Here is a 25418-nt window from a genome sequence, read left to right on the forward strand (position 1 = left end):
TCTGAAACGAGGTTTCAGACGGCCTTTTATAATTTAAGTGAATTTCAACCGGCTTTTTAAGAAATTGAAGAAATTGTCTATCATGTCGAACATCGTATTGCGGTCTTCGCCAAACAAAGAAATGCTGCGGTCCTTACTGATTCTGTCATAAGCGGCAAAAATGGTTTTCAGCTCTTCGGTGGTCAAGCGCAGTTGCTTTTCGTACAAGATGCGGCTTAAGAGCGTTACTTCCGTCGCGTTCAAATCAGGGAAGAGATGACTTATCCACAACTCCATGGTGTATTGGACGGATCTGTTGATTTTGTCTCTTTTTTTGCTTTCTTGATTTGTGTGTATCCTGTAAGACAACAAAGACTCGGGCAGGTTGGCAAAGGTTTTGCCATGTAGGGCGCATTGCACCCACATATGGAAATCGGGCGCAGTCTCTGTCGCGGTGTAGTTTATCCCGAGGTTTTTAATGCTATCGTGCCGCCACATGGTGGTGGGGTTGAACATGTTTTGAGCGGCAAAGGAGAGAAAGGCTTTAATGTCTTTGTCGAGCAGGGGCAGATCGCTTAAAACGGGTTCTCTTCCGGTTTGGTCGTCGAAAAAGATGGTGGCTTGGCTGCCGACAATATCGATTTCGGGATGGCTGTCTAAAAACTGAATCTGTTTTTCAAAACGATCCAAGGCGCAAATATCGTCCGCGTCCATTCGTGCCACATATTCGACCTCTACGTCTTTGAGCATATCCATGGCAAATTGGCAGGCAAACGGCTCGCCCCTGTTTTCCGGAAGGTGGAAAACCTGCAAACGTGAATCTTTGGCTGCGTAAGCCTCGAGGATTTTGCCGGTTTTGTCTGTTGAAGCATCGTTGATGGCGATGACGAAAAAGTCGCGGAATGTTTGATTCAATACCGAATCCAAGCATTCGGGCAAATAAGCTTCGGCACAATAGGCCGGCAAAATAACGGCGAGTTTCATGTTTGCTTTCGATGTGTTTTGATGTGTAGTCGGTGGAAGATTTTACTATAAATTTCCCAAAAGCTAAGGCCGTCTGAAACCTTATTGCCAAGTTTTCAGACGGCCTTAGTGTGAATCTGATATACGGATTATTTAATGATTTGGTTCAATTCGCCTTTGGCGTATTTGGTTGCCATTTTTTCCAAAGAAATCGGTTTGATTTTGCCAGCTTGGCCTTCGCAACCGAATGCGAGGTAGCGGTCAAGACAGATTTGTTTCATGGCTTCGACGGTTTTGCTCAAGTATTTGCGCGGGTCGAATTCGGCTGGGTTTTCTGCCATGAAGCGGCGGATGGCACCGGTAGAGGCGAGACGCAAGTCGGTATCGATGTTGACTTTGCGGACACCGTGTTTGATGCCTTCGACGATTTCTTCAACCGGTACGCCGTAGGTTTCACCGATTTTGCCGCCGTGTTCGTTGATGACTTTCAACCATTCTTGCGGAACGGAACTCGAGCCGTGCATCACGATGTGGGTGTTGGGCAGGGCTTGGTGGATTTCTTTGATGCGGTCGATACGCAATACATCGCCTGTGGGCGGACGGGTGAATTTGTACGCGCCGTGGCTGGTGCCGACGGCAATAGCCAATGCGTCAACGCCGGTATCTTTAACGAAACGTACGGCATCTTCGACGCTAGTCAGCATTTGGTCGTGGGAAAGTTTGCCCACTGCGCCGACGCCGTCTTCCTCGCCGGCTTCGCCGGTTTCGAGGTTGCCCAATACGCCGATTTCGCCTTCAACGGACACGCCGCAAGCGTGGGAGAAGTTGACCACGGTACGGGTGGCGTTGACGTTGTATTCGTAAGAAGAAGGGGTTTTGCCGTCTTCCATCAGCGAGCCGTCCATCATTACGGAGGAGAAGCCCAGTTGGATGGAGCGTTGGCACACATCAGGAGATGCGCCGTGGTCTTGGTGCATCACGACAGGGATGTGCGGGAATTCTTCGACTGCGGCCAAAATCAGATGGCGCAGGAATGGGGCACCTGCGTATTTGCGTGCGCCTGCGGATGCTTGAACGATAACGGGGGCGTTGACTTGGTCGGCCGCCTCCATGATTGCGCGCATTTGTTCGAGGTTGTTAACGTTGAATGCGGGCAGACCGTAGCTGTTTTCGGCAGCATGGTCCAATAATTGGCGCATGGATACGAGTGCCATGAGGAGCTCCTGAAGTAGTGAAGGGTAAATTTATCCGATAAATTATAATGTTTTTTGAAATGAAAAACTACAAGCTGCTACATTGTTTTTATATATTAACGAACAGGGTCTCGGTTTATAATGGCGTAGTATTGAAAACGGGTGTGCAAAATGGATAGGATTTTGGTGGTCGAATGTGGTAAGCCTTTGTTTCAGACGGCCTTGACGGTGCAGGTGGGCGATGTGAACTATGGAGGTCATCTGGCGAACGATGCTGTGTTGCGTTTGTGCCATGAAGTGAGGATGCGTTGGCTGGCGAAGCTGGGTTGGAGCGAAATGGATGCCGGAGGGGCAGGCCTGATTATGGCGGATGCGGCGGTGCAGTATTTGGCGCAAGGTCATCATGGTGATGAGCTGTCGGTGGAAATGGGGGCGGCGGGTGTGGCCGGTGTGGGCTTTTCTTTGCTGTACCGTATCTGCAGGATTTCAGACGGCCTTGTGCTGGCGAAAGTGCAGACAGGCATGGTGTGTTTCGATTATGTTAAGCAGCGTGTCTGCCGTTTGCCTTCGGCATTGAAAACGGCATTGGAGGCCGTCTGAAATGGCGGAATCAAATTTTGCGCTTCATCTTGAACGCTATCTGAAAACCTTGCTGCAACAAGGCAAGTCGGAGCATACCGTTTCCGCTTATCGGCGCGATTTGAGTGAGTTGATGCGCCTGTTGCCCGATAACCTGGGAAACGGCCTGCCGACGCGCCGTGATTTTGTGGCGGTATTGAAAAAGCTGTCGCAAAAGGGCTTAAGCGAAAGTAGCTTGGCGCGGAAATTGTCGGTGTGGCGGCAGTATTGCAGTTGGCTGGTGCAGATAGAAGTTATGGAAAGCGACCCGACATTTAATATGAAAGCGCCGCGCCTGCCCGAACGCCTGCCCAAAGCTTTGCCGCAAGAACCTTTAAACCATATCCTTGACCATGCGCCGGTTGATGACGAGTTGGACGTACGCGATAAGGCCATGTTTGAATTGATGTATGGCAGCGGTTTACGCCTGAGCGAGATACAAGGGTTGAATCTGAACAGTATCGTCTTGGACGAAGGCTGGGTCAGCGTGAAGGGTAAAGGCGGAAAGCAGCGGCAAGTGCCTTTGGTGGGCAAGAGCATTGCGGCATTGCGTGATTATTTGGCAGTGCGTATTGCCAAAGAGGGTGAGCAGGCCTTGTTCACCAATAAGAACGGCAGCAGGCTGGGGCAACGTCAAATCCAAAAACGCCTGCAGGCGTGGGCAGTGCGCGTGGGCAGCGCCAGCCATATCTCGCCGCACATGATGCGCCACAGCTATGCAACCCATCTTTTGCAGGCATCGGGCGATATCCGTGCAGTACAGGAATTGTTGGGGCACAGCAACCTTTCCGCTACGCAAGTTTATACAAAGTTGGACTTTGACCATTTGGCGCGTGTTTATGATGAGGCGCACCCAAGGGCGAAACGGAAAAAATGATTTTGTTTGAATCAGGCCGTCTGAAAGAATGTTTTCAGACGGCCTGATGTTTTATGGATAAAAAATACAGATGGTTTGAAACCATTTGAATTTTTATCGGTCTGATGAGGTTTAAATATTGGCCTGATGTGCGGATGGCATAAAGATTGTAAGAGTCGATGGCTTTTTTAATACCGTTTATCTTTTCAGATGGCCGCTTGTTTGATAATATTAGTAATGAGAGCTAATATCATATTATGATATACAGCCTTTAAAACAGCAGGTCTATAAACTTTCTCTATAAGCATTAATGCTTATTTTGACTGTAAAACGACTTGCAAACGGGAATTGTTGCTATTAACATAACGGAATTATGGATAAAAAACGAATTTTAACTCCAGCCGTCGTGACTTCCGTTGCGTTGATTCACGTCGGTTTGGTTGCACTTTTATGGCACGCGCACAAACCGCCTCCTGTCGAAATGGCGAATATTGAATTTGTCGATTTAGGCGATTTCGGCGGTGGCGACGGTAGTCCTGAGGGCGAAGGCGCACCTGCAGCCCCCGAGCCAACCCCCGAACAACCGAAACCCAAGCCGAAACCCAAACCTAAGCCTGTTGAGCCGCCCAAACCTGTTATCAAACCTGTGGTAACGAAAAAAGAAAAAGCGGATATCGTACAGCAAAAGGAAAAACCGAAACCTATCGAGAAACCTAAGCCCGAGCCTAAGCCGGAACCCAAACCTGAGCCGAAGCCCGAGCCAAAACCTGAACCAAAACCAGAGCCGAAGGCAGAACCTAAACCATCTCCCAAAGCATCTGAACACTCAGGCAGCAAAACCGGGCCGAATACTGCTGAAAACGGTAAAGGCAACGGCGAAGGAAAAGCCTTGGGCGGAGAAGGAAAAGGCAACGGCGGCGGTACGAAAGGTACAGGCAGCGGCCGTGGCGAAGGCAGCGGATCCGGCAGCGGCGGTGCGAAAGGCGAACATGGCTCCGGTACCGGTGGCGGAGGTGGTGGCAGCGGTACAGGTGCCGGCAGCAGTAAAGGCAATCCGGCAAAAGGAACCTGCCATATTCCAAGACCTCCGTATCCTTCACTCTCCACTGAAAATGGTGAAGAGGGCTTGGTTGTTTTGAAAGTCTTGGTTGGTCCCGGCGGTAAAGTGGATTCAATTAGTGTGAATAAATCAAGTGGTTATAGTCGTCTGGATAATGCAGCGCGTAAAGCCGTTAAAGATGGTAGCTGTCATGCAAGCGTTTGGACTGAATTTAAAGTACCTGTCAAATTCACGCTCGAATAAGTATCTAGGCCTAAGCTGATTGATTGGAAAATATATGCTGTTGGGGAATGATTTTAAATGACCCGATAGAAATTTTAATTTTATTTTTAACTTGGAAAAATTATGGATTTAAGTTTAGTTTTCAAATCAGGTGATGTGGTACTGATTGGTGTATTTGTCCTGATGTTGTTGATGAGTGTGGTGACTTGGAGCGTTATCGTGATCCGCTGCATCAAATACCGCAAAGCGAAAAAAGGCAATGCTCAGGTAAAAGAGTTGATGCTGAATGCGTTTACGCTGGCTGACGCCGTACAAAAAGCCAAAGCGGTAGAAGCACCGATGAGCAATGTTGCCGATGAGTCTCTGCGCGCATACCAAAACTACCGTCAAACGACAAGCAAATCGCTGATTGACGAATTGCCTTTGAACGAATACTTGGTCGTTCACATCCGTAACAGTTTGGCCCAAACCATGCGCCAGTTCGACTACGGTATGACTGCTTTAGCCTCTATCGGCGCAACTGCTCCTTTTATCGGTCTGTTGGGTACTGTTTGGGGTATTTACCATGCCCTGATCGGCATCAGCGAAAGCGGTCAAATGAGCATTGCTGCGGTAGCCGGTCCGATTGGTGAGGCTTTGGTGTCGACTGCTGTCGGCCTGTTTGTGGCGATTCCGGCCGTATTGGCGTACAACTTCCTCAATCGCGGTACGAAAACCATCGCGCAAGATATGGACGCATTTGCACATGACCTGCATGTCCGCCTTCTGAACCAAAAGGATTAAACCATGGCTTTCGGATCAATGAATTCCGGCGATGATGCGCCGATGTCGGATATCAACGTTACGCCTTTAGTGGACGTGATGCTGGTGTTGCTGATTGTATTTATGATTACCATGCCGGTGCTGACCCACTCGATTCCTTTGGAGTTGCCGACTGCTTCGGAAAAAGCGGCGAAAGAGGATAAGCAGCCTAAAGATCCTTTGCGTTTGAGCATTGATGCCAGTGGTGCCTATATCGTTGGCGGCGATTCCGATACCAAAGTGGATTTGGCAACGGTAACTGCCAAGCTGAAAGAAGCCAAAGCGAAAAACGAAGATGTGATTGTGGCGATTGCGGCGGATAAAGCGGTTGAATACGATTATGTTAACCAAGCCCTGCAAGCGGCACGCGAAGCCGGTATCAGCAAAATCGGTTTTGTAACGGAAACCAAAGCGCAATAATCTTTTGAATATAGTAAAGGCCGTCTGAAATTTGAGTAAAGTTTCAGACGGCCTTTTGTTGTATTTGGTAACTATATGTCCAGGCTGTATAATTAGCGGATTAAATTGAATAACGACAATACAGGAACCGCCATGACAGAAACCATCGAACGCGACAGTATGCAATACGATGTCGTGATTGTCGGCGCAGGCCCGTCGGGTTTGTCCGCCGCCATCAAACTCAAGCAGCTTGCCGAAAAGAATGGACGCGAAATCAGCGTTTGTGTGGTGGAGAAGGGTTCGGAGGCCGGTGCGCACTCGCTGGCCGGTGCCATCATCGATCCGATTTCTTTGAATGAGCTGATTCCTGATTGGAAAGAAAAAGGCGCGCCGCTGACGCGTACAGTGACGAAGGACAGGGTTTTGTTCCTGACCGAGAAAAAAGCCTTCAACTTGCCGGTTACCCCGAATTTCGACAACCATGCGAACTATATTGCCAGCTTGGGCGAAGTCGTGCGCTGGCTGGCGGAGCAGGCGGAAAATTTGGGTGTGGAAATCTATCCGGGCTTTGCCGCTGCCGAAGTGCTGTATCACGAAGACGGTTCGGTCAAAGGCATTGCGACCGGCAATATGGGTGTGGGCAAAGACGGAGAACCGACCGAATCATTCCAGCCCGGCATGGAGCTTTGGGCGCAACAAACCATATTTGCCGAAGGCTGTCGCGGCTCGCTTTCCAAGCAAGTTATTGAACAATTTAAGCTCGACCAAAACAGCGAGCCGCAAACTTACGGCTTGGGCATTAAAGAAATTTGGGAAGTGCCGTCTGAAAAACATCAACCCGGTTTGGTCATGCACAGCGCAGGCTGGCCGCTCGACAGCAAAACCTACGGCGGCTCGTTTATTTATCATTTTGACGACAACAAAGTTGCTGTCGGTTTTGTGGTCGGCTTGGATTATCAAAACCCTTATCTGTCGCCGTTTGAAGAGTTCCAACGTTTCAAAACCCATCCTGAAATCCGCAAAACCTTTGAAGGCGGCCGCCGTATCGCGTATGGCGCGCGTTCGCTGATTGAAGGTGGTTTGCAAAGCCTGCCGAAACTCTCGTTCAAAGGCGGCGTTTTGGTCGGCGATGCGGCGGGTTTCCTCAATATGCCGCGTATCAAAGGTATTCATACTGCGATGAAATCCGCTATGCTCGCCGCAGAAGCCGTGTTCCCCTTGTTGGAAAACCTTGAAGAAGTGGAAAGCTTCGACAGCGGCAAAGAGGCAGTGGATTATCAGCAACGTTTTGAACAAAGCTGGCTGTATCAAGAGCTTTACGCCGCGCGCAATGTCCGTCCGTCATTCAAATGGGGCGTTTACCTCGGCTCAATCTATACCGGTATCGACCAGATGATTTTCAGAGGCAAAGCCCCGTGGACTTTGAAACATCACGGCAAAGACAACGAGCAGCTCAAAAAAGCAGCCGAATGCAAACCGATTGATTATCCGAAGCCCGACGGCGTGTTGACCTTCGACCGCTTGAGCAGCGTGTTCCTTGCCAACCTTGCGCACGAAGAAAACCAGCCCGACCATTTGGTGCTGAAAAATCCGCAGGTCATGATAGACGTAAACTACAAAGAATACGCCTCGCCCGAAACCCGCTATTGTCCGGCTGGTGTATATGAAATCGTCGAAGAAAACGGCAGCCCGCGCCTGCAAATCAACGCCGCCAACTGCGTACACTGCAAAACGTGCGACATCAAAGACCCGACGCAAAACATCACTTGGATTTGTCCCGAAGGCGCAAGCGGGCCGAATTACGGCGGAATGTAATTGACTGTTTGAAGTCAAAACCTAAAGACCGTCTGAAAAATTTCAGACGGCCTCTATCCTATTATTTCATCAATGGACGCATTATGAACACACGCATTTGGCAGGCAGGCCGATTTGAAATCGCCTTGGACAAACCGAAAATCATGGGCATCGTCAATCTGACCCCCGATTCATTATCCGATGGCGGCACCTATTCGCAAAATGTCTCAACAGCATTGGCACATGCCGAGCAGCTGCTGAAAGACGGCGCGGATATTCTTGATATCGGCGGTGAATCTACCCGTCCGGGTGCGGATGATGTTTCTCTCGAAGAAGAATGGGCCAGGGTGCAGCCGGTTTTGGCGGAAGTGGCAAAGTGGAGTGTTCCCGTCAGCTTGGATACACGCCACACGGCGATCATGGAAAAAGCCTTGGCACAAGGCGGCGTCGATATTATCAACGATGTTGCCGCATTGAGTGATGAAGGCGCAGTCGCCTTGCTGGCGCAACAGTCGAAGACAGGCGTGTGTCTCATGCACATGCAGGGTTTGCCTAAAACCATGCAGCTTAATCCGCAATATCAAGATGTCGTCGAAGAGGTCGCGCGTTATTTAAAAGCACGCTCGGCAGAATGCGTTCAAGCAGGCATTGCCCCTGAACGCATCACGCTAGACCCCGGCTTCGGTTTCGGCAAAAACCTGCAACACAACATCACCCTGATAAAACATTTGCCTGAGTTGATGGACGCAACCGGATTCCCCCTTCTGATCGGCGTATCTCGCAAAAGTATGATTGGCGAACTGACAGGCGAACAAGATGCCGCCAAACGCGTACACGGCAGCGTCGCAGCCGCTTTGGCCACAGTCGCCCGAGGCGCGCAAATCATCCGTGTTCACGATGTCAAAGCAACGGCTGATGCCTTGAAAGTTTGGGAAGCATTGGGCGTATCGGCATAATGCCCGAATAGAAAACCAACAGGCCGTCTGAAACATTTGCCCGGCATCTTGAACAAGCAACAAGTTATGCTATAATCCGCATCTACTCTTGACGGGTCTGTAGCTCAGGGGTTAGAGCAGGGGACTCATAATCCCTTGGTCGTGGGTTCGAAACCCACCGGACCCACCAAATATTAAAAATGCCCGAGGCTTTTGGCTTCGGGCATTTTTGTATTTATTGATTTTTGAAGGGTTGGAATATAATGTGAACAACAGCATAAAAATCAACCTATAAAATGAATACAAAAGGTTAAAGCACATTTAGGTAATGCTTTTTTAGGCTGAAAAGGGCTTATCACATTGACACCCTTATAGTCGTTGAGGGTAAATTTGATTTTGATTATCAGCCGCCTGAGCCGGGATTGGTATATAACGTTCCCAATTTTGTATTGGAAAAAGACCGTTACGTTGATTGGGAAGATACTTGGCGTACTTTTTGACTAGGGAATAAGTAAATGGCGAACAGTTACTTTTTGCTTGCTCTGGTTGATATCTTTCTATTATTTTAAAATTAGCAATGCCGTCTGAAAATCCTAATTTCAGACGGCATTTTTTATTTTTCCGAGTAATACCACATGGCCCTATATTGAGAGGCTGATGATTATTTCGATATAACTGGACTGTTTTTCAGACGGCCTGAAGATTTAATCAACCATTCTGCGTATTTCGTTGATTGGGATACGCGGGGTATAGAGTATGTCGTAGGTTGGTTTGTCCAAAAGATCTTGCAGGGAGTATTGATCTAAATGGTTGAAGAAGGCTTTGATGGCGCCGGTAATGATGCCGGTCAGTCGGCAGGATGGGGTGATGAGGCATTCGTTGTTATCGCCCATGCATTCGACAACCTGCATCGGCTCCAGATGGCGCACGACTGCGCCGATGTTGATTTTTTCGGGAACATCCGCCAAGCGCAAACCGCCGCCTTTGCCGCGTACGCTGACCAGAAATCCGCCTTTGACTAATGAGGTAACCACTTTCATTAAATGGCTTTTGGAAATATTGTAAGTCTCGGCAATGGTGCTGATATTGACGAGGGTGTCATCATTAATGGCGGTATAAACCAATACGCGCAATCCGTAATCGGTATGTTGGGTCAGATACATAGCTGGCTCTTTGAATATTTTTCTTATATGTCAAAAGGGTAGTGTTTGGTAAGGGGTTGTTTGACTTTATGTGGGATTGGGTTTCATAATATCTGAAACATTTGAATTAATCCAGTTTGACAAACTGTTGCCATTATAACGAACTTATGAAACCCTTGAAACGCCACCCTGCCTTAATAGAACTTTCCCGCGAGCATCATGGCTCGCTGTCGTTGTGCGTCCGTCTCCTGCGTACGCCGGAGCAAAGCCACCAAGCGGAGCTGGATCCTCATTTTGTGGAGCTTGAGCCACATTTTTTGGAGGAGGAAACCATGTTTGCGCCGTATTGGGATAAGGTTGATCCGGCGTTGAGGCAGCGTTTTGAAGGCGATCATGCCAAGCTGCGTGCGATGATGGCTCATCCTGAATATATGAATGAATCATGGAATAAGGATTTTGCGGTAACTTTGCGTGATCATGCGCGTTTTGAGGAGCGCGAGCTTTTTCCTGCGATTGAACCTTTTTTGCCTTTGCCTGAGAATGTGTAATAGGAAAGGGAATCGATGGCCGTCTGAAAAGTTTCAGACGGCCTCTGTTGCTGTTTTATAATGATATAAAAATTGAAGGAACCACCATGAACGATTTGTTCAAACATCCTGTATGGGCAATGGCCTTCCGCCCGTTTTATTCGTTGGCGGCTTTGTATGGCGCATTGTCTATATTGCTTTGGGGCTTTGGCTATCAGGGTACGCCTGAATTGCCGGGTTTGTATTGGCATGCCCATGAAATGATTTGGGGCTACGCCGGATTGGTTGTCATTGCATTCTTGCTGACGGCCGTGGCAACTTGGACTGGCCAGCCGCCCACGCGCGGTAAGGCGTTGGTAGGTTTGACCGCATTTTGGCTGCTTGCGCGTTTATGTGTGTTTATTCCCGGCTGGGGTGCGACGGCAAGTGGCATATTCGGCACGATCTTTTTCTGGTATGGCGCGGTATGCATGGCTTTGCCGGTAATTCGTTCTCAAAATAAGCGCAACTATGTTGCTGTGTTCGCTATTTTTGTTTTGGGCGGCACCCATTTCGCCTTCCATCTGAAAGTGCAGCCGTTTGATGCCATTGCGCTGATGACCGGTTTGCAATCCGGTTTAATTATGGTGGCCGGATTTATCGGTTTGATCGGCATGCGGATTATCTCGTTCTTTACGTCCAAGCGCCTGAATGTGCCGCAAATTCCCAGCCCTCAATGGGTAGCGCACGCTTCACTTTGGCTGCCTATGCTGACCGCCATGATGATGGCGCATAATATTTTGCCGGGACTGGCTGCGTTGTTTGCTCTGGCTGCCGGTGTGATTTTTACTGTGCAGGTGTACCGCTGGTGGTATAAAGCCGTACTGAAAGAGCCTATGCTTTGGATTTTGTTTGCCGGCTATCTGTTTACAGGCTTGGGCTTGATTGCTGTCGGTATTTCTTATTGGATTTCAAGTTTCCTGAATTTGGGCGTACACCTTATCGGCGTTGGCGGTATCGGCGTGCTGACTTTGGGCATGATGGCACGAACCGCGCTTGGCCATACCGGCAACTCTATTTATCCGCCGCCTAAAGTGGTTCCTGTTGCCTTTTGGTTGATGATAGCCGCAACGGTTGTCCGTGTTTTGGCAACCTTTGTGAGCGGTACGGCATATACGCACAGTATCCGTTGCTCCGCCGCTTTGTTTGCCGTGTCTCTGCTGTTGTACGCATGGAAATATATTCCTTGGCTGATCCGTCCGCGTTCGGATGGTCGTCCGGGTTAACGGTTTGGCAAAATGAAAAGGCCGTCTGAAAAGTTTCAGACGGCCTTTATTTATTGATAATAAAAAAAGCTTTTCAAAGTATGAAAGGCTTTTATTGAAACTGTGGCCTCGCCAACAGGAATCGAACCTGTATTTTACGCTTAGGAGGCATACGTTCTATCCGTTGAACTATGGCGAGGCGTTAAAGGAAGGGATTTTAAACCTTTCCGGCAACAAAAGACAATAAGCCGGCGGCAATCAAAGGGCCGACCGGAATACCGCCGACAAAAGCAACGCCGATGACGGTACCGATTAATAATCCGGTTACCAAAACAGGCTGTTCGCTCATCAATGGAACACCGCGTCCGGCAAGCCAAGCGACGAAGATGCCGATAAGGACGGCGGCAATCATTTTGAAATTGAGAAACTCAGACAGCGGCGGAATCTGTATTTTGCCCGAAACCAGCGGACTCAATACGCCGATGGTCAGTATAATGATGCCCACTTGCAGGCCGTGTTTTTCCACGAAGGGAATGTATTGCGACAAAGCGGTTTGCTGCATCAGCAATAAGACGGCCGCCGAAATCGTAATCGAGTTGTTGTTGCTGACAACGCCCAAAAAAATCAGCGTAACCAGAAACAAAGGGACAAAGCTGAAATTCATCGGATTAAGATACTCGGGCTAAGGATTCTTTTGCCAGTTGGATCATGGCTTCTTTGACTTCGCTGTCAGGCAACACGTTCAATGAAGCGATGGCTTTGTCGACGGCTTTTTTCGCCTCGGAAATCGAATACGGCAAAGCATCGGAGTTGACGACATAGTCGTGGATTTTTTCAAAATAGCTGCGGTCGGCATTTTCCAAAGCGTGGCGCACATCATTTGCTGCCTGCTCGGAGCCGTTTCTCATCAGATAAATCAATGGCAGGGTAGGTTTGCCTTCCGCCAAATCGTCGCCGACGTTTTTGCCGATTTCTTCGGTTTCACCTGAGTAGTCCAATACATCGTCAATGATTTGGAAAGCCGTACCGACGTACATGCCGTAGTCTTTCAAGGCTTGCTCGTGTTCAGGGGAAGCCTTGCCCAAAATTGCGCCGACTTGCGCTGCCGCTTCAAACAATTTTGCTGTTTTGTATTGGATAACTTGGACGTATTGCTCTTCGGTAATATCCGTATTGCCGATGTTCATCAGCTGCATGACTTCGCCTTCGGCGATGATGTTGGTCGCGTCTGCCATCACTTCCAAAATACGCATACTGCCCGAACCAACCATCAGTTGGAAGGCGCGTGTATAGAGGAAGTCGCCGACCAAAACAGCCGCCGCGTTGCCGAAGAGGTTGTTTGCCGTTTTACGACCGCGGCGTAAATCGCTTTCATCGACGACATCGTCGTGTAGGAGGGTGGAGGTGTGGATGAATTCCACCATTGCTGCCAGCGAGTACAGTTTTTCATCGTCATGCCCGACTGCTTTGCCTGCCAAAATGGTAATAATCGGACGCAGGCGCTTACCGCCCGCGCTGATGATGTATGTGCCGATTTGCGAAATCAGCGCAACATCAGATTGAACAGCTTGGTTGATGACCGCATTAACTTTGGCAAGGTCATCGGGCAGGTGGCGTTGGAAGTAAGGCAGGTTTTCGAACATAAAACATTCTCTGTTGACAAAACGGAGCGGGGCTCCAATGAATCTGTTTAAACCCGTACATTCGGTCGGGGTAATAACGTTACATAAAGATATCAGCAATCCAGCGCGTGATTATATCAGTTAAAAAGCATGCAACATATCTTTCAGACGGCCTTTTCACTTGTAAATAAAATAAATTTTGACAAAACAGGCAAATAGAAATAGAATAGCTCGTTTCGCACATGGTGTGCGGAATGTTAACCTAATTCTCATGGAGTTGAGTATGTACGCGGTCGTAAAAACCGGCGGTAAACAATACAAAGTTTCCGTTGGCGAAAAATTGAAAGTAGAACAGATACCAGCCGAACTCGACAGCCAAATCGAACTGACTGAAGTTTTGATGATTGCTGACGGCGAATCTGTAAAAGTAGGCGCACCTTTTATCGAAGGCGCAAAAGTAACAGCTAAAGTCGTTGCTCATGGTCGTGGCGAGAAAGTACGTATTTTCAAAATGCGTCGTCGCAAACACTACCAAAAACGCCAAGGCCATCGCCAAAATTTCACCCAAATCGAAATCGTGGCAATCGCCTAATTTCAAGTAAGTTCAGGAGTATTACAAATGGCAAGTAAAAAAGCAGGCGGTAGCACCCGCAACGGTCGCGATTCAGAAGCCAAACGTTTGGGCGTTAAAGCCTACGGCAACGAGCTGATTCCGGCAGGCTCTATCATCGTTCGTCAACGTGGTACTAAATTCCACGCAGGTGACAACGTAGGCATGGGCAAAGACCACACTTTGTTTGCTAAAGTCGACGGTTACGTTGAATTCAAAACCAAAGGCGCGCTGAACCGTAAAACCGTCAGCATCCGTCCTTACACCGGTTCTGAAGAATAATCGTTTTACGATTGAAAGCCGCATTCCTTTTCGGAATGCGGTTTTTGTTTGTCAGACTGTTTTGTCTGTTTGATAAAATCTGTATGTCGTGAAGGTTGATTTATATTAAGGCCAAAGTAAAAACGTGCTTATAATCGATGGCCTTTGTTTTATTCTATTGACTCTTTCTATATAATCTATCAAATGCCTTTGATTTACCCTCATGTAGCTAAACACAGTAAACTTAAGGCCGTCTGAAAAAATCCGTATCAGTTGAATACAAGGAATTCCTCCCATGAGCTTACACAGTGATATTCTCGTCGTCGGCGCAGGCCCTGCCGGATTAAGTTTTGCCGCAGAGTTGGCCGGAAGCGGTTTGAACATAACCCTGATTGAAAGAAGTCCTTTAGAAGTGTTGCAAAATCCGCCGTATGACGGCCGTGAAATCGCACTGACGCATCTGTCGCGTGAAATCATGCAGCGATTGGGTATGTGGGATTTGATTCCAAAAGACGAAATTTATCCTTTGCGCGATGCCAAAGTGTTGAACGGTCATTCCGATTACCAACTCCACTTCCCGCAACCGACTCAGGCGCGTGGCGAGCCTGCGGACTGCTTGGGCTATTTGATCTCCAACCACAATATCCGCAAAGCCGCTTATGAAGTCGTGTCCAAATTGGACAACGTGAAAATCCTGGCCGGCACCAATGTTAAAGAAGTCAAAACTTCTGACGATGAGGCGCAAGTTATTTTGGAAAGCGGCGAAGTATTGACCGGCCGTCTGTTGTTGGCCGCCGATAGCCGTTTCTCGCAAACACGCCGTCAATTGGGCATTTCTTCCGATATGCACGATTACAGCCGTACCATGTTTGTGTGCCGCATGAAGCATACTTTGTCCAACCTGCATACCGCATATGAATGCTTCCATTACGGCCGCACCATTGCGTTGCTGCCTTTGGAAGAACACTTGACCAATACAGTGATTACGGTAGACAGCGATAAAGCCGAAACGATTAAAAACATGTCGCCGGAAGAATTGGCAGCCAGCGTGAAAGAGCAACTCAAAGGCCGTTTGGGCGATATGGAATTGGTTAGCACTATTCACAATTATCCTTTGGTCGGTATGATTGCCCAACGTTTCTATGGCAAACGCAGCGCGCTGATCGGCGATGCCGCGGTCGGTATGCATCCGGTTACTGCGCACGGTTTCAACTTGGGTCTGGCAAGTGCCGATCTTTTGGCTAAATTGGTGCTTGAAGCCGAGCAACGCGGTCAGGATATTGGTGCGAAGAGCCTGCTGGAAAAATACAGTACCAAGCATATGTTCCACGCCCATCCGATTTACCACGGCACCAATATGTTGCTGAAACTCTTTACCAATGAAACTGCTCCGGCGAAACTGCTGCGCGGTTTGGTATTGCGTGCAAGCAATAACTTCCCGCCGCTGAAAAAACTGATTACCAAACAATTGACCGGTTAATCATTTGAAAACATAAAAGGCCGTCTGAACGATTACAGTTTCAGACGGCCTTGTTTTTTATCTATTGTTTATTTGGCTAAAACCGATTCGGGCATTTCTTGGCGGACGTTTAAGGAAGTCAGTTTTTTGGTCAAGATGCTCAATACGATGCCGTAGGCAGGCAGGAAGAAGAGTGTGCAGATGGCGAGTTTGAACAGATAATCGACAAATGCGATGCCCTGCCAGTTTGCCGCCATAAATTCATCGTTGCTCGCATAAAAGGCAACGGCGAAAAACACCAGCGTGTCCAAAGCGTTGCCGACAACGGTAGAAGCTGTGGGGGCAATCCACCATGATTTCAGACGGCGTAATCTGTTGAACACGAAAATATCGAGGATTTGCCCGAGCGCATAGGCGGAAAAGCTGGCCAATGCGATACGGCCGACGAAGGTGTTAAATTCGGCCAAAGATGCCCAGCCTGTCCAGTTGCCGTCATGAAAGAGGACGGAGAAGACGTAAGAGAGCAGCAGGGCGGGGAACATCACCCAAAAAATAATCCGTCTCGCCAATGGTGCGCCGAAAATGCGCACGGTCAGGTCGGTAGCGAGGAAGATAAAGGGGAAGGAAAATGCGCCCCAAGTGGTAAAGATACCGAAAATTTGAAAGGGGAACTGTACCAGATAGTTGCTGGCGGCAATAATAAAAATATGGAAAAGCACCAGCCAGAAGAGCGCTTTCTTCTGCTGTGCGGCGGTAAATTCGTACATAGAAATCTTTCGGAAGTTTTTCAGACGGCATGAAGCCCTGCGAGACCGTGCAATAGAGAAAGTCTCGCAATAAAAAGGGCGGTTAGGCCGTCTGAACGGGATTATTGTGCATCGTGCTCAAACAGGCGTTTGCGTGCCAAAGCTTCAAACTCTGTGCCTGCTTTGCCGTAGTTGGCAAACGGATGAATGGCGATGCCGCCGCGTGGTGTGAATTCGCCGAATACTTCGATGTATTTCGGATCCATCAGGGCGATGAGGTCTTTCATGATGATGTTGACGCAGTCTTCATGGAAGTCGCCGTGGTTGCGGAAGCTGAAGAGATAGAGTTTCAGTGATTTGCTTTCCACCATTTTGATATGGGGGATGTAGCGGATGTAGATGGTGGCAAAGTCGGGCTGGCCGGTCATCGGGCAGAGGCTGGTGAATTCGGGGCAGACGAATTTGACGAAATAGTCGTTGTCGGGATGTTTGTTGTCGAACGCTTCCAAAATTTCAGGCGCGTATTCGCTTGGGTATTGGGTTTTCTGGTTGCCCAAAAGGGAGATGCCTTGCAGCTCTTCGTTGTTGCGGGACATGAGGTTTCCTTAGTTTTTTAATGTGGGAGGTTTTCGAACCACGGGGTGCGGATTGTAATATAAATTGCATGGCTTGTGCGGATTTTATAGCGATGAATCAGCAGGATAGGTTTCAGACGGCCTGTTTTGTATTTTATGAAACCTGTTTTCCGCTTTACAATAGCAGCCAATCAACAGGCCGTCTGAAAGTTTTGTATGTCTTTAGCCCAACCCAAACGTATTCTGATCATCAAATTGCGCCATCATGGCGATGTGCTTTTGAGCACGCCGGTGGTCGATGCGCTGAAAACCCGTTTCCCCGATTGCGAAATCGATATGCTGGTATACGCCGGTACGGAGCAGCTGATTGCCGATAATCCGCAGATTACGCAGATTTTTACCATTGATCGAAATTGGAAGAAGCTGGGCGTATTCAAGCAGTTGGCATGTGAGAAAAACCTTTTTTCAAAGCTGAAGGCACGTGATTATGACTGGGCTTTCAACCTGTCCGATCAATGGCGCGCGGCGGTAATCGCCAAACTGTGCGCCCGTTGCAGCGTGGGTTTGGACTGCATCAAGCGTGACGGATTCTGGTGGCGTTTCTGTCATGATTTTATCAACCATGAGCTTGATACCAGCCATCATATCGTTGAGAACCAATTGAATATCCTTGCGCCGCTTATCCAGCCGGAAGACGTGGCCGATGCGAAAGTACGCCTTTGGGTGGCGCAAGATGCAAGGGAAAGCATGCGGCAGAAATTGCGTGAGCAGGGTTGGAGCGGCGAAGATTATGTGTTGTTGCACCCGGGTGCGCGTTGGCATTTCAAATGTTGGGAAGACGGCAAGAATGCCGCCATCGTACAGCTTCTGCTCAACAGCGGGCAGAATGTCGTGTTGACTGCTTCTCCCGACACTGTCGAACAATACATGCTTCAGGAAATTATAGGCCGTCTGAATATTCCGGAAGGCAGAAAAGTATATGTGTTGTCCGGATGCTTGAGCCTGCGTGAATTGGCGGCGGCCATTGAGGGAGCCAAACTGTTTGTCGGTGTCGATTCTGCACCGATGCACATCGCTGCTGCTTTGGATAAACCGCAAATTGCTTTGTTTGGCGCGTCATGGGTGGATAAATGGCGTCCGTATTCCGAGCAGGCCGAAGTCATTTATGCCGGCGATTATGCCGAATTACCGCATCCTGACAGTATCGACACTAACGATCCGACACGTCTGTTGAGAGCGATTCCGTTGCAGGATGTGTGGGATAAAATTTCTGCCAAATTGGAGGCGTTGGAGGCTTAAAACCGCTTACCACGATCCGTTAAACGGTTTAGCTTTGCGCCAAAATGCCCATTTGGAACGGCGGCCGATTTCCAGCGTGCCGCCGTTTTCGCCGTCTGTGGCAATGCACACGGTTTTCAGACGGCCTGAAGCGAGTGCGTCCCATAAAGGCGCAAACCAACGGGTTTCCCAGCTTTCCAAAATATCTTTGTATGCCCAAACATCGCCTGTCTGCAAGGTGGAAACCAAGTCGTCCAAAAAGATAAGGCCGTCTGAAACTGTGCTGCCTGTTTCTTGAACCATCTCAAACCAAGCCTTCAAATCGTATGGTGCATTGATTTTGGGCGTATCTGAAAAACGCGCCCATGCGCTGTCTGAAGCGACAATATCCGCAGACTGTGTACCGTCCGCGTCATTCCACAGCCATAAACCGTTGATTTCCGGAAAGCCTTGTTGTTCACGCGCTTGGTTAATCGGATGCGTGTGGAGAAACATTTGGATTTCCGTCTGCATGGCCAACCAAGACACCGCATCTTCGCCATGTGCCTGACCGTCCATTTCCGGCTGCCCGCACACATCCAAAACACATTCCGCGCCCCAATCTTCAATCTTCGACATACTGAGCAGCCACATACTTTCGCAAAGCGGCTCGAATTGCCAATCTTTATCTTGATAAAACGCCGACAAATCCGCACATAACCGCTGAGCCTCCTCTTTTGGGATGCCGATAAACTCGCCGCTGATAATGTTGACATGGTGCATGCCCATTTGTTGCCAAACCGGAGAGGCAAAAGCGGCCGCGCGTTTTTGGTTTGTGTGGCGTAAACGTTGCACTTGGGCAATAAGGCTGCCGCTCCACAAATGGCGTCCGTAAAATTCAGACGGCTTGAGTGTTTCTTTGCGTAATATGCCGTAACGCAAAAGATGGTTAAAAGCAGGTAAGGCAAGCGCAGGCACGGATTCGTCGGCAAAGCGGTTGAGCGAGGGGAGGGCGAGGGTCAGCTTCATAAGCGCAAATAGATAGGAAAACCGTTATTTTACGCGACAAATGATGCGTTTCGGAACCTTGCCCTCACGCCCTGAAAAAGAGCCGTTCAGACGGTCGGTTTGGAAAAAACGGGCTGTCATGCTAGAATGCGTGGCGTAAATTTCAGAAAAACAGGGTGTAAATCAACACAATAGCCCTGATAATAACGTCAATCTCAAACACGACCTCATTTATTCCGAATGAAAACCTGATTTTCAGATCGGAAAAAAGACTCAAAGTCCTTTATCCCCAAAACTGTTTAAACCAGCAGGCGGTCGCGGCAGACCGGATGTGCCGGCATTCTGCAAACCTCAAAAAACAGACCGCCCCATTAAGGATAACGCGTGATTAAAAACAAATATTCCACTCGATTTAAAGCAACCCTCTTAGCGTTTCTGCTGCCGGCTTCAGGCATCATGACCGCATACGCCATTACCTACCCTCAACCTGCACAGACCGATTTCAAAGTCGAGCGTATTTCCGAAGAGCTGCCTGCCGTTTATGTGGAAACCAATACCTATCAATCCAGCTATTGGGCGCAAGAAGCCGTCCAAGCCGGCGACTCTTTGGCAGACGTTTTGACGCGCATGGGTGTCAACCAAGAAGACATCAAGCAAATCATGGCGAAAAACAATGCCAACCTCGACATGAAAAACCTGCGGACCAACCAATCCGTCAACATCCGCATCGACTCTTCAGGCCAAGTGACCGACGTTCAATTCTTTACCGATGAAGAATTGGAACGCAACTTGGTGGCTTTGGAAAAAGTCAAAGGCAAATGGCGCATTTCCAATGCCGAAATTGACATGAAAACCATGCCGACCCTGCGCTCCGTGCAAATCCGCACATCCGCCATCGGCGATATGCTCCGTGCCGAAATTCCTTCCGAAGTGTATATCCAGCTCAAAGAAATCTTTGCCGATTCGTTCAATATGAGTGACTTGGGCGAAGGCGATACCGTGCGTCTTTTGTACAACAGCATGTATTTCCGCGGCCAGCAAATGGCGGTCGGCGATATTTTGGCAGCTGAAGTGGTTAAAGACGGCAAAACTTATCAAGCCTATTATTACAGCCAAGGCAAAGGCGACGAAGAAAGCGGTAGCTACTACGACCAAAACGGTAAGTCCCTGCAACAAAAAGAAGGCTTTAATACCGAGCCTGTTGCATACACGCGCATTTCTTCTCCGTTCGGCTACCGTGTCCACCCGGTTCTGCATACCGTCCGTATGCACACCGGTATCGACTATGCCGCGCCGACCGGTACGCCGATTAAGGCCGCTGCCGACGGCGAAGTGATTTTCAAAGGTTGGAAAGGCGGTTACGGCAATACCGTGATGATTCGCCATGCCAACGGTGTGGAGACCCTGTACGGCCACATGAGCGCATTCAGCCCTGCCGACGGCAGAGTCCGCGCCGGCGAAGTGATTGGTTTTGTGGGTACAAGCGGCCGTTCGACCGGTCCGCACCTGCACTACGAAGCACGTGTCAACGGCCAGCCGGTCAACCCGACTACCGTCGCCTTGCCGACGCCGAAATTGACCCCGACCAATATGGCCGCGTTCCGCAAACAGCAAAAAGATGCCAGCACGATGTTGTCTACCATCCGCTCTTTGCCGGTTTCCGTAGCGCAGCTGGATTAAATAAGGTAAAGGCCGTCTGAATAAGATTTCTTTCAGACGGCCTTTCCTATTAAAATCGATATCCTCATCAAGCCTACGTTTACTCAGAGAAAACTTATGTCTGCTTATCAGCCCATTATCCAATCCCTGCTTGATACCGACCTGTACAAATTCACCATGCTGCAAGTCGTGTTGCACCAATTCCCGCAAACCCACAGCCTCTACGAATTCCGCTGTCGAAACAAAGAGATGGTGTATCCGCTGGCCGATATTCAAGAAGACTTGGAACGCGAACTCGACTCCCTGTGCCAGCTGCGCTTTACCCATGACGAACTTGCCTATCTGCGCAGCCTGCGTTTTATCAAAAGCGATTTTGTCGATTATCTCGAACTTTTCCAACTCCAACGCCGCTTCGTCCAAGTCAGCCCTGATGACCAAGGCCGTCTGAACATCCGCATCGAAGGCCCGATGATACAGGCGATGTTCTTCGAGATTTTCATTCTTGCCATCGTCAACGAACTCTATTTCCGCAGCTTGGAAACGCCTGCCGTCATCGAAGAAGGCGAGCGCCGTTTGCAGGCCAAAGCGCAACAGCTGAAAGAAATTGCAGCTACACAAAATCCAAATGATCCGCCGTTCCTTATTTCCGATTTCGGCACGCGCCGCCGCTACACCCTCGCATGGCAGGAACACGTTATCCGCACCTTGCTGGAAGCTGCTCCCGATATCGTGCGCGGTACCAGCAACGTTTATCTGGCCAAAAAAATCGGCATCACACCCATCGGCACCATGGCGCACGAGTTCCTCCAAGCCTTCCAAGCCTTGGACGTACGTTTGCGCAATTTCCAAAAAGCCGCGCTGGAAAGTTGGGTGCACGAATACCGCGGCGACCTCGGTATCGCCCTGACCGACGTAGTCGGCATGGATGCCTTCTTGCGCGACTTCGACCTGTACTTTGCCAAACTCTTCGACGGCCTGCGCCACGACAGCGGCGATCCTTATGTTTGGGGCGACAAAGCCTACGAGCATTACAAAAAACTCAAAATCGACAGCCGCACCAAAATGCTGACCTTTTCAGACGGCCTCGATATTGAGCGTTCATGGGCGTTGCACCAATACTTCAAAGACCGTTTCAAAACCAGTTTCGGTATCGGTACCAACCTGACCAACGATTTGGGACACACGCCTTTGAACATTGTCTTGAAGCTCGTCGAGTGTAACGGCCAATCCGTCGCCAAGCTCTCCGACTCCCCGGGCAAAACCATGACCACCAACAACACCTTCCTCGCTTACCTGCGCCAAGTGTTTGACGTACCTGAGCCGGAAGAGAAAGCCTAAAAACAAAGATAGTGTATTTCACAGTCAATAAACTTTACATTTCTTAAAGTTGCAATAATACGCACCCTGATTTGTTCAGGGTGTTTTGTTTGATATTAAATGGTTTTGCGTTTTATTTTTTTATTTAGTAAATTAAAAATCGCCGGCGAAAACCAGGTTTAATTTTTCATTTATATCTTTCCACTTGAAAATCTTGGCCGTTCTTCAAAAGTGTGAACGCTATTACCGCCAGTTTCCGCATGAGTGCGACAATTATCACTTTCGGCCTTTTGCCGTTCTTTTGTAGTCGGCTTACATACTTGGCAAAGGTGCTGCTTCGGTATGCGTGCATAGCCGGAATAAACAAGGTTGTTCGCAAATGGGTATTGCCCAGCTTAGAAATACGCGGTCTGCCTTTTAGGCTTGTTCCTGACTGGTTTTCCTTGGGGTCTAAGCCTAGGTAGGCTACAAATTGCGCTGCGGTCTTGAACCGGTCCGTTTGGGTCAGAACTGATAAAAGGCTATTGGCCGCTGCTTCGCCTATGCCTGTGATGGTTTTCAGGCGCTCTTTTTGGATTTTGTAGTCGGGATTGTCTTTGTGAAACTGGTTCAGTTGGTTTTGAACGGCTTTGATTTGCTGTTGAAGATGGGTAATGGTGGACTGTATCAGTGGGAGCAGGTAGGCGGGGGCGGTTTGGAGTTTGGTTTGTTCGGCTGCTTTTTGGCGTTTCAGACGGTGTTGGTATCGTGTCAGTTCTCGCAGTTTGGTTTGTGCTTCGGTGGGTTTCTGCCACGGTCGGGGTTCTAGTGCTTTGCAGTATTGGGCTATAGTTTTTGCGTCTTGACGGTCTGTTTTGGTTCTTTGTAAAACGGCTGTCCCGAAACCTTTTATTTTACGTGGGTTCTCTACACTCATTCGGTAGTATTTGCTCAAATATTCAGCTGCTGCTTCGTAGTATTTCCCTGTTGCTTCGCAGCAGCAATGAAGCCTTTCTGTTGCGCCGTTTTCTTTTAGCCAGTCTTTCAGGTCTTGAAATCCGGCCTGGCTGTTTTTGAACTTACGCTCAAAAAAAAGGCCGTCTGAAATCAGACAGCAATCTATTGTTAATTTCGATACGTCTATGCCTAAGTACATGGGGTTTTGCCTTATGAATACGGGCTTTTTGCCCTAGATAGTGTTCAAATTCAGGTTATTAGAAGACCCGTGCTTCAATCTTTGTTACAGCCTTGTGGCTGTGCCGTACTTACGAAGTCACGGGCTTTGCTTGGTGTTTCGTCAAACGCCAAGCCCTGAAAATGCTGGTTTCACGTTCAGGGCTTGGGGCTTTAAATGTTTTTGCCTTCGGCGACGTTCGCCACGTGGCAGGGGGTGGGGTAAAAAAACCACCCCACCCCTTTGCCCTAGCGTTTTAGGGTTGGCTAGCGTCAAGGGGTATCCAAAAAGATTTATAAAGACGATAAAGCTGTCTTTACAAATCTTTCTGGACGTCCTCCCCCTGACTTGTGGTTAGGTGTGCGATTGGACTGCGAACATTAAGACCCCTGCTGCGCATAATACAAGAAAAATAATAGCAAGACCGAAAATAAAAATGCCAAATTCCTTAATCAACATTTTGAAATAAGCCGTGCCATGCTTTCTATGGATGTGAATTATTGCATAAACAACCAAACACGAAATAACAAATTCTAATGCGTTCATCGTTTCCCTAATTTATTTTTCCGCCCTCATTACTTAGGGCTTTATCTTCGTATCCGTCATACATTAAATTCTGCGGACTCTTTCCACCCATTGTCAAGACTTGCGGTTTTTCTGATACTGATGAATTTGAATCAGCCGTTAATGCTTCGTTTTGTTTAGTTTTATAAGGGTTGAAGGGCAAGCCATCTTTAATATAGCTTAAACAGGTTTTTTTGCTAATTTCTGAAATTTTAGACCCTTGGTCTGTATAGCAATTACAGCCATTATCGCTTTTTACGCACGCGGACGGCCAAGGCATGACTTTTACGGCTTTGTTCATGCCGTCGTATATAGGGGCGGTTTCGGGGCGTTCTGCGATACGGGGCTGATAGTCTTCTTCTGTCAAATGAGGCTTGGGCGGTTCGGACGGCGTTTGCACCTTTGCTGCTGCGTACTGCCCCGCTGCGCCGTCGTCCGCCGCGGGAGCGGCTGCCGCCTGCGCTTCGGGGCTTGCCGCTGACGCGGCAATGTGTGCCTGTGCCGTTTGTCCCTCTATTATTGGTTTTTCCATATTTTTCCAAAAGGATGAGAAATAATACAAACCTCCACCAAGCAAGGCTATTGCGATGGGTATCAGATAAAGAACCTTGCTGCGCTTGGTTCTGATTTTGGTGTGTTCTTCAGCGGACTTGTACAGCCCATACACGCTTTTATCAAGCCTATACACGCTGATTAGGGCTTCCCTGATGTTTGCCCTGCTTTCAGGGTCTTTTGCGCCGCCTGTCGTCCATTCGAGCTTACGGCGCAGTCCTAAATTAGTCTTGCCGAAATGGGTGTGGTGTTCTATCAGTCCGCGCAAATGGACGTCTATCAGACGGGGATGTTGAGTTATCAAGAGGAAATCAAGACCACGGTGTCTATGTGTTTCAAGTTCGGCGACGTAGTCAGGTACTTTCGAACCGCTAGGACGTGGGCGGAATATGCGTTGGCATTCGTCAACAACGATAATCGCGCCCGGCGGTGCCCACTTCGGCCATGTCTGAATGCTTTCTCCTTCTGGTATTTCTTCATGTGGTATTTTCAGGTCAAGAATGCCGTCTACATAAAGCGGACGATTCATAAAGTCTTTTTGCTTGGCAAGCATGGAAACGACTTTCAGGGTTTTGCCCGAACCCGGTACGCCTGTTAACAGATATAACATGTTTTCTTCCTATTTCGACTGAATGATGGTAGACAGTTTTTTAAAGCCTTTTAGGGATATTACGAAGCTGAACGCACCAAATATCCAATTCAGAATGACACCGAATCCCGCTATATACAGTATTTGCAAGGCTTCGTCGGGGAAACCGCCGATACTACGGCTTATTTCGTTAATGAAATAATCCTGCAAAGCATTCAGTCCTGTTACTGAAATAAAACTCAAACCTACGGCGGTCAGTATGCGCCCTGCTACGGACATGAGGACGCCTGTTATCAATGATGCCCAGTTCATT

The 25418-nt window shown here is 48.7% G+C and carries 26 protein-coding genes, 2 tRNA genes and 1 riboswitch; of the genes, 16 read left to right on the forward strand and 12 right to left on the reverse strand.

Translation table 11 applies throughout. The features are described 5' to 3' along the window. Positions 1-33: 33 nt before the first annotated feature. Together ACTHSN_RS05900 and fba are read right to left on the reverse strand one after the other, a co-directional pair. Positions 34-963 (reverse strand): glycosyltransferase family 2 protein, encoded by a 930-nt coding sequence (locus tag ACTHSN_RS05900; RefSeq protein WP_107792105.1) that lies wholly within the window; start codon positions 961-963, stop codon positions 34-36. A 128-nt stretch (positions 964-1091) separates the two neighbouring features. Further along, on the reverse strand, positions 1092-2156 hold the full coding sequence (gene fba, locus ACTHSN_RS05905; protein ID WP_070829890.1) for a class II fructose-bisphosphate aldolase: 1065 nt from the start codon (positions 2154-2156) through the stop codon (positions 1092-1094). A gap of 150 nt (positions 2157-2306) precedes the next feature. On the opposite strand from fba, the gene ACTHSN_RS05910 reads away from it, so the two are divergent. From ACTHSN_RS05910 to ACTHSN_RS05945, 8 genes are all read left to right on the forward strand, one after another. Then, positions 2307-2735: an acyl-CoA thioesterase gene (locus ACTHSN_RS05910; protein WP_070459421.1), complete on the forward strand. Its 429-nt coding sequence runs from the start codon at positions 2307-2309 to the stop codon at positions 2733-2735. Between the two features lies 1 nt (position 2736). After that, positions 2737-3630 (forward strand): tyrosine recombinase XerC, encoded by an 894-nt coding sequence (locus ACTHSN_RS05915; RefSeq protein WP_070459419.1) that lies wholly within the window; start codon positions 2737-2739, stop codon positions 3628-3630. 352 nt (positions 3631-3982) lie between these two features. Beyond that, positions 3983-4912 carry an energy transducer TonB gene (locus ACTHSN_RS05920; protein ID WP_070645848.1) on the forward strand — a complete coding sequence of 310 codons (930 nt, stop codon included), beginning with the start codon at positions 3983-3985 and terminating at the stop codon, positions 4910-4912. Between the two features lie 102 nt (positions 4913-5014). Continuing rightward, positions 5015-5674, forward strand: coding sequence for a MotA/TolQ/ExbB proton channel family protein (locus tag ACTHSN_RS05925; protein ID WP_049328854.1), 660 nt, complete (start codon positions 5015-5017; stop codon positions 5672-5674). Positions 5675-5677: 3 nt separating this feature from the next. Further along, complete coding sequence (locus ACTHSN_RS05930; RefSeq protein WP_049328855.1) at positions 5678-6112, forward strand: ExbD/TolR family protein; 435 nt, start codon at positions 5678-5680, stop codon at positions 6110-6112. Between the two features lie 132 nt (positions 6113-6244). Beyond that, positions 6245-7906: an electron transfer flavoprotein-ubiquinone oxidoreductase gene (locus ACTHSN_RS05935; protein ID WP_440365169.1), complete on the forward strand. Its 1662-nt coding sequence runs from the start codon at positions 6245-6247 to the stop codon at positions 7904-7906. 83 nt (positions 7907-7989) lie between these two features. Continuing rightward, entirely contained in the window at positions 7990-8841 is an 852-nt protein-coding gene (gene folP, locus ACTHSN_RS05940; RefSeq protein WP_070829894.1) for a dihydropteroate synthase, read from the forward strand. A gap of 93 nt (positions 8842-8934) precedes the next feature. Continuing rightward, positions 8935-9010 (forward strand) — tRNA-Ile (locus ACTHSN_RS05945). 514 nt (positions 9011-9524) lie between these two features. Here ACTHSN_RS05945 and ACTHSN_RS05950 read toward each other — a convergent pair. Continuing rightward, on the reverse strand, positions 9525-9983 hold the full coding sequence (locus ACTHSN_RS05950) for an RrF2 family transcriptional regulator (protein WP_049328858.1): 459 nt from the start codon (positions 9981-9983) through the stop codon (positions 9525-9527). A 146-nt stretch (positions 9984-10129) separates the two neighbouring features. Between ACTHSN_RS05950 and ACTHSN_RS05955 the strand changes: the two genes are divergently transcribed. Further along, on the forward strand, positions 10130-10510 hold the full coding sequence (locus ACTHSN_RS05955) for a hemerythrin domain-containing protein (RefSeq protein ID WP_070459407.1): 381 nt from the start codon (positions 10130-10132) through the stop codon (positions 10508-10510). 86 nt (positions 10511-10596) lie between these two features. Continuing rightward, entirely contained in the window at positions 10597-11754 is a 1158-nt protein-coding gene (locus tag ACTHSN_RS05960) for an NnrS family protein (RefSeq protein ID WP_070459404.1), read from the forward strand. Positions 11755-11857: 103 nt separating this feature from the next. Here the strand turns inward: ACTHSN_RS05960 and ACTHSN_RS05965 are convergent. From ACTHSN_RS05965 to ispB, 3 genes are all read right to left on the reverse strand, one after another. Beyond that, a tRNA-Arg gene (locus tag ACTHSN_RS05965) sits at positions 11858-11932 on the reverse strand. Between the two features lie 18 nt (positions 11933-11950). Continuing rightward, a complete protein-coding gene (locus ACTHSN_RS05970) occupies positions 11951-12397 on the reverse strand; it encodes a DUF441 domain-containing protein (RefSeq protein WP_063076159.1) in 447 nt (148 codons plus the stop codon). Positions 12398-12401: 4 nt separating this feature from the next. Next, positions 12402-13376 (reverse strand): octaprenyl diphosphate synthase, encoded by a 975-nt coding sequence (gene ispB, locus ACTHSN_RS05975; RefSeq protein WP_070459401.1) that lies wholly within the window; start codon positions 13374-13376, stop codon positions 12402-12404. Between the two features lie 262 nt (positions 13377-13638). Here ispB and rplU point away from each other — a divergent pair, with 262 nt between their 5' ends. The 3 genes from rplU to ubiM all read left to right on the forward strand — a co-directional run bounded on the left by rplU (position 13639) and on the right by ubiM (position 15706). Further along, positions 13639-13947, forward strand: a complete 309-nt coding sequence (rplU, locus tag ACTHSN_RS05980; RefSeq protein WP_002216394.1) for a 50S ribosomal protein L21 — start codon at positions 13639-13641, stop codon at positions 13945-13947. A 27-nt stretch (positions 13948-13974) separates the two neighbouring features. Continuing rightward, the gene (gene rpmA, locus ACTHSN_RS05985) at positions 13975-14247 is read left to right on the forward strand and encodes a 50S ribosomal protein L27 (protein WP_002212328.1); all 273 of its coding nucleotides are present in this window, start codon (positions 13975-13977) and stop codon (positions 14245-14247) included. A gap of 274 nt (positions 14248-14521) precedes the next feature. Then, positions 14522-15706, forward strand: coding sequence for a 5-demethoxyubiquinol-8 5-hydroxylase UbiM (gene ubiM / locus ACTHSN_RS05990; protein ID WP_070459397.1), 1185 nt, complete (start codon positions 14522-14524; stop codon positions 15704-15706). 68 nt (positions 15707-15774) lie between these two features. On the opposite strand, the gene ACTHSN_RS05995 is transcribed toward ubiM, so the two are convergent. Together ACTHSN_RS05995 and queF are read right to left on the reverse strand one after the other, a co-directional pair. Next, positions 15775-16452, reverse strand: coding sequence for a 7-cyano-7-deazaguanine/7-aminomethyl-7-deazaguanine transporter (locus ACTHSN_RS05995; RefSeq protein ID WP_003748425.1), 678 nt, complete (start codon positions 16450-16452; stop codon positions 15775-15777). Positions 16453-16553: 101 nt separating this feature from the next. Then, on the reverse strand, positions 16554-17027 hold the full coding sequence (gene queF, locus ACTHSN_RS06000) for a preQ(1) synthase (protein ID WP_003748427.1): 474 nt from the start codon (positions 17025-17027) through the stop codon (positions 16554-16556). A gap of 3 nt (positions 17028-17030) precedes the next feature. Continuing rightward, a riboswitch (PreQ1 riboswitch) is annotated at positions 17031-17075 on the reverse strand. 147 nt (positions 17076-17222) lie between these two features. On the opposite strand from queF, the gene rfaQ reads away from it, so the two are divergent. Then, on the forward strand, positions 17223-18305 hold the full coding sequence (rfaQ, locus tag ACTHSN_RS06005; RefSeq protein WP_070459391.1) for a putative lipopolysaccharide heptosyltransferase III: 1083 nt from the start codon (positions 17223-17225) through the stop codon (positions 18303-18305). Positions 18306-18311: 6 nt separating this feature from the next. Here the strand turns inward: rfaQ and ACTHSN_RS06010 are convergent, their stop codons facing one another. Then, positions 18312-19292: a hypothetical protein gene (locus ACTHSN_RS06010; protein ID WP_070459388.1), complete on the reverse strand. Its 981-nt coding sequence runs from the start codon at positions 19290-19292 to the stop codon at positions 18312-18314. A 363-nt stretch (positions 19293-19655) separates the two neighbouring features. Between ACTHSN_RS06010 and ACTHSN_RS06015 the strand changes: the two genes are divergently transcribed. Together ACTHSN_RS06015 and pncB are read left to right on the forward strand one after the other, a co-directional pair. After that, positions 19656-20951 carry a M23 family metallopeptidase gene (locus ACTHSN_RS06015; protein ID WP_070459385.1) on the forward strand — a complete coding sequence of 432 codons (1296 nt, stop codon included), beginning with the start codon at positions 19656-19658 and terminating at the stop codon, positions 20949-20951. 96 nt (positions 20952-21047) lie between these two features. After that, on the forward strand, positions 21048-22268 hold the full coding sequence (gene pncB / locus ACTHSN_RS06020) for a nicotinate phosphoribosyltransferase (protein ID WP_070459382.1): 1221 nt from the start codon (positions 21048-21050) through the stop codon (positions 22266-22268). Positions 22269-22434: 166 nt separating this feature from the next. Here the strand turns inward: pncB and ACTHSN_RS06025 are convergent, their stop codons facing one another. From ACTHSN_RS06025 to ACTHSN_RS06035, 3 genes are all read right to left on the reverse strand, one after another. Then, complete coding sequence (locus ACTHSN_RS06025) at positions 22435-23382, reverse strand: IS110 family transposase (RefSeq protein WP_070459379.1); 948 nt, start codon at positions 23380-23382, stop codon at positions 22435-22437. Positions 23383-23953: 571 nt separating this feature from the next. After that, the gene (locus ACTHSN_RS06030) at positions 23954-25126 is read right to left on the reverse strand and encodes a zonular occludens toxin domain-containing protein (RefSeq protein WP_070459374.1); all 1173 of its coding nucleotides are present in this window, start codon (positions 25124-25126) and stop codon (positions 23954-23956) included. Positions 25127-25135: 9 nt separating this feature from the next. Next, entirely contained in the window at positions 25136-25417 is a 282-nt protein-coding gene (locus ACTHSN_RS06035; RefSeq protein WP_070459371.1) for a DUF2523 family protein, read from the reverse strand. Position 25418: the final 1 nt, after the last annotated feature.

The sequence above is a fragment of the Neisseria sp. P0009.S010 genome (assembly GCF_051958545.1).
GTDB classification, from domain to species: domain Bacteria; phylum Pseudomonadota; class Gammaproteobacteria; order Burkholderiales; family Neisseriaceae; genus Neisseria; species Neisseria subflava_A.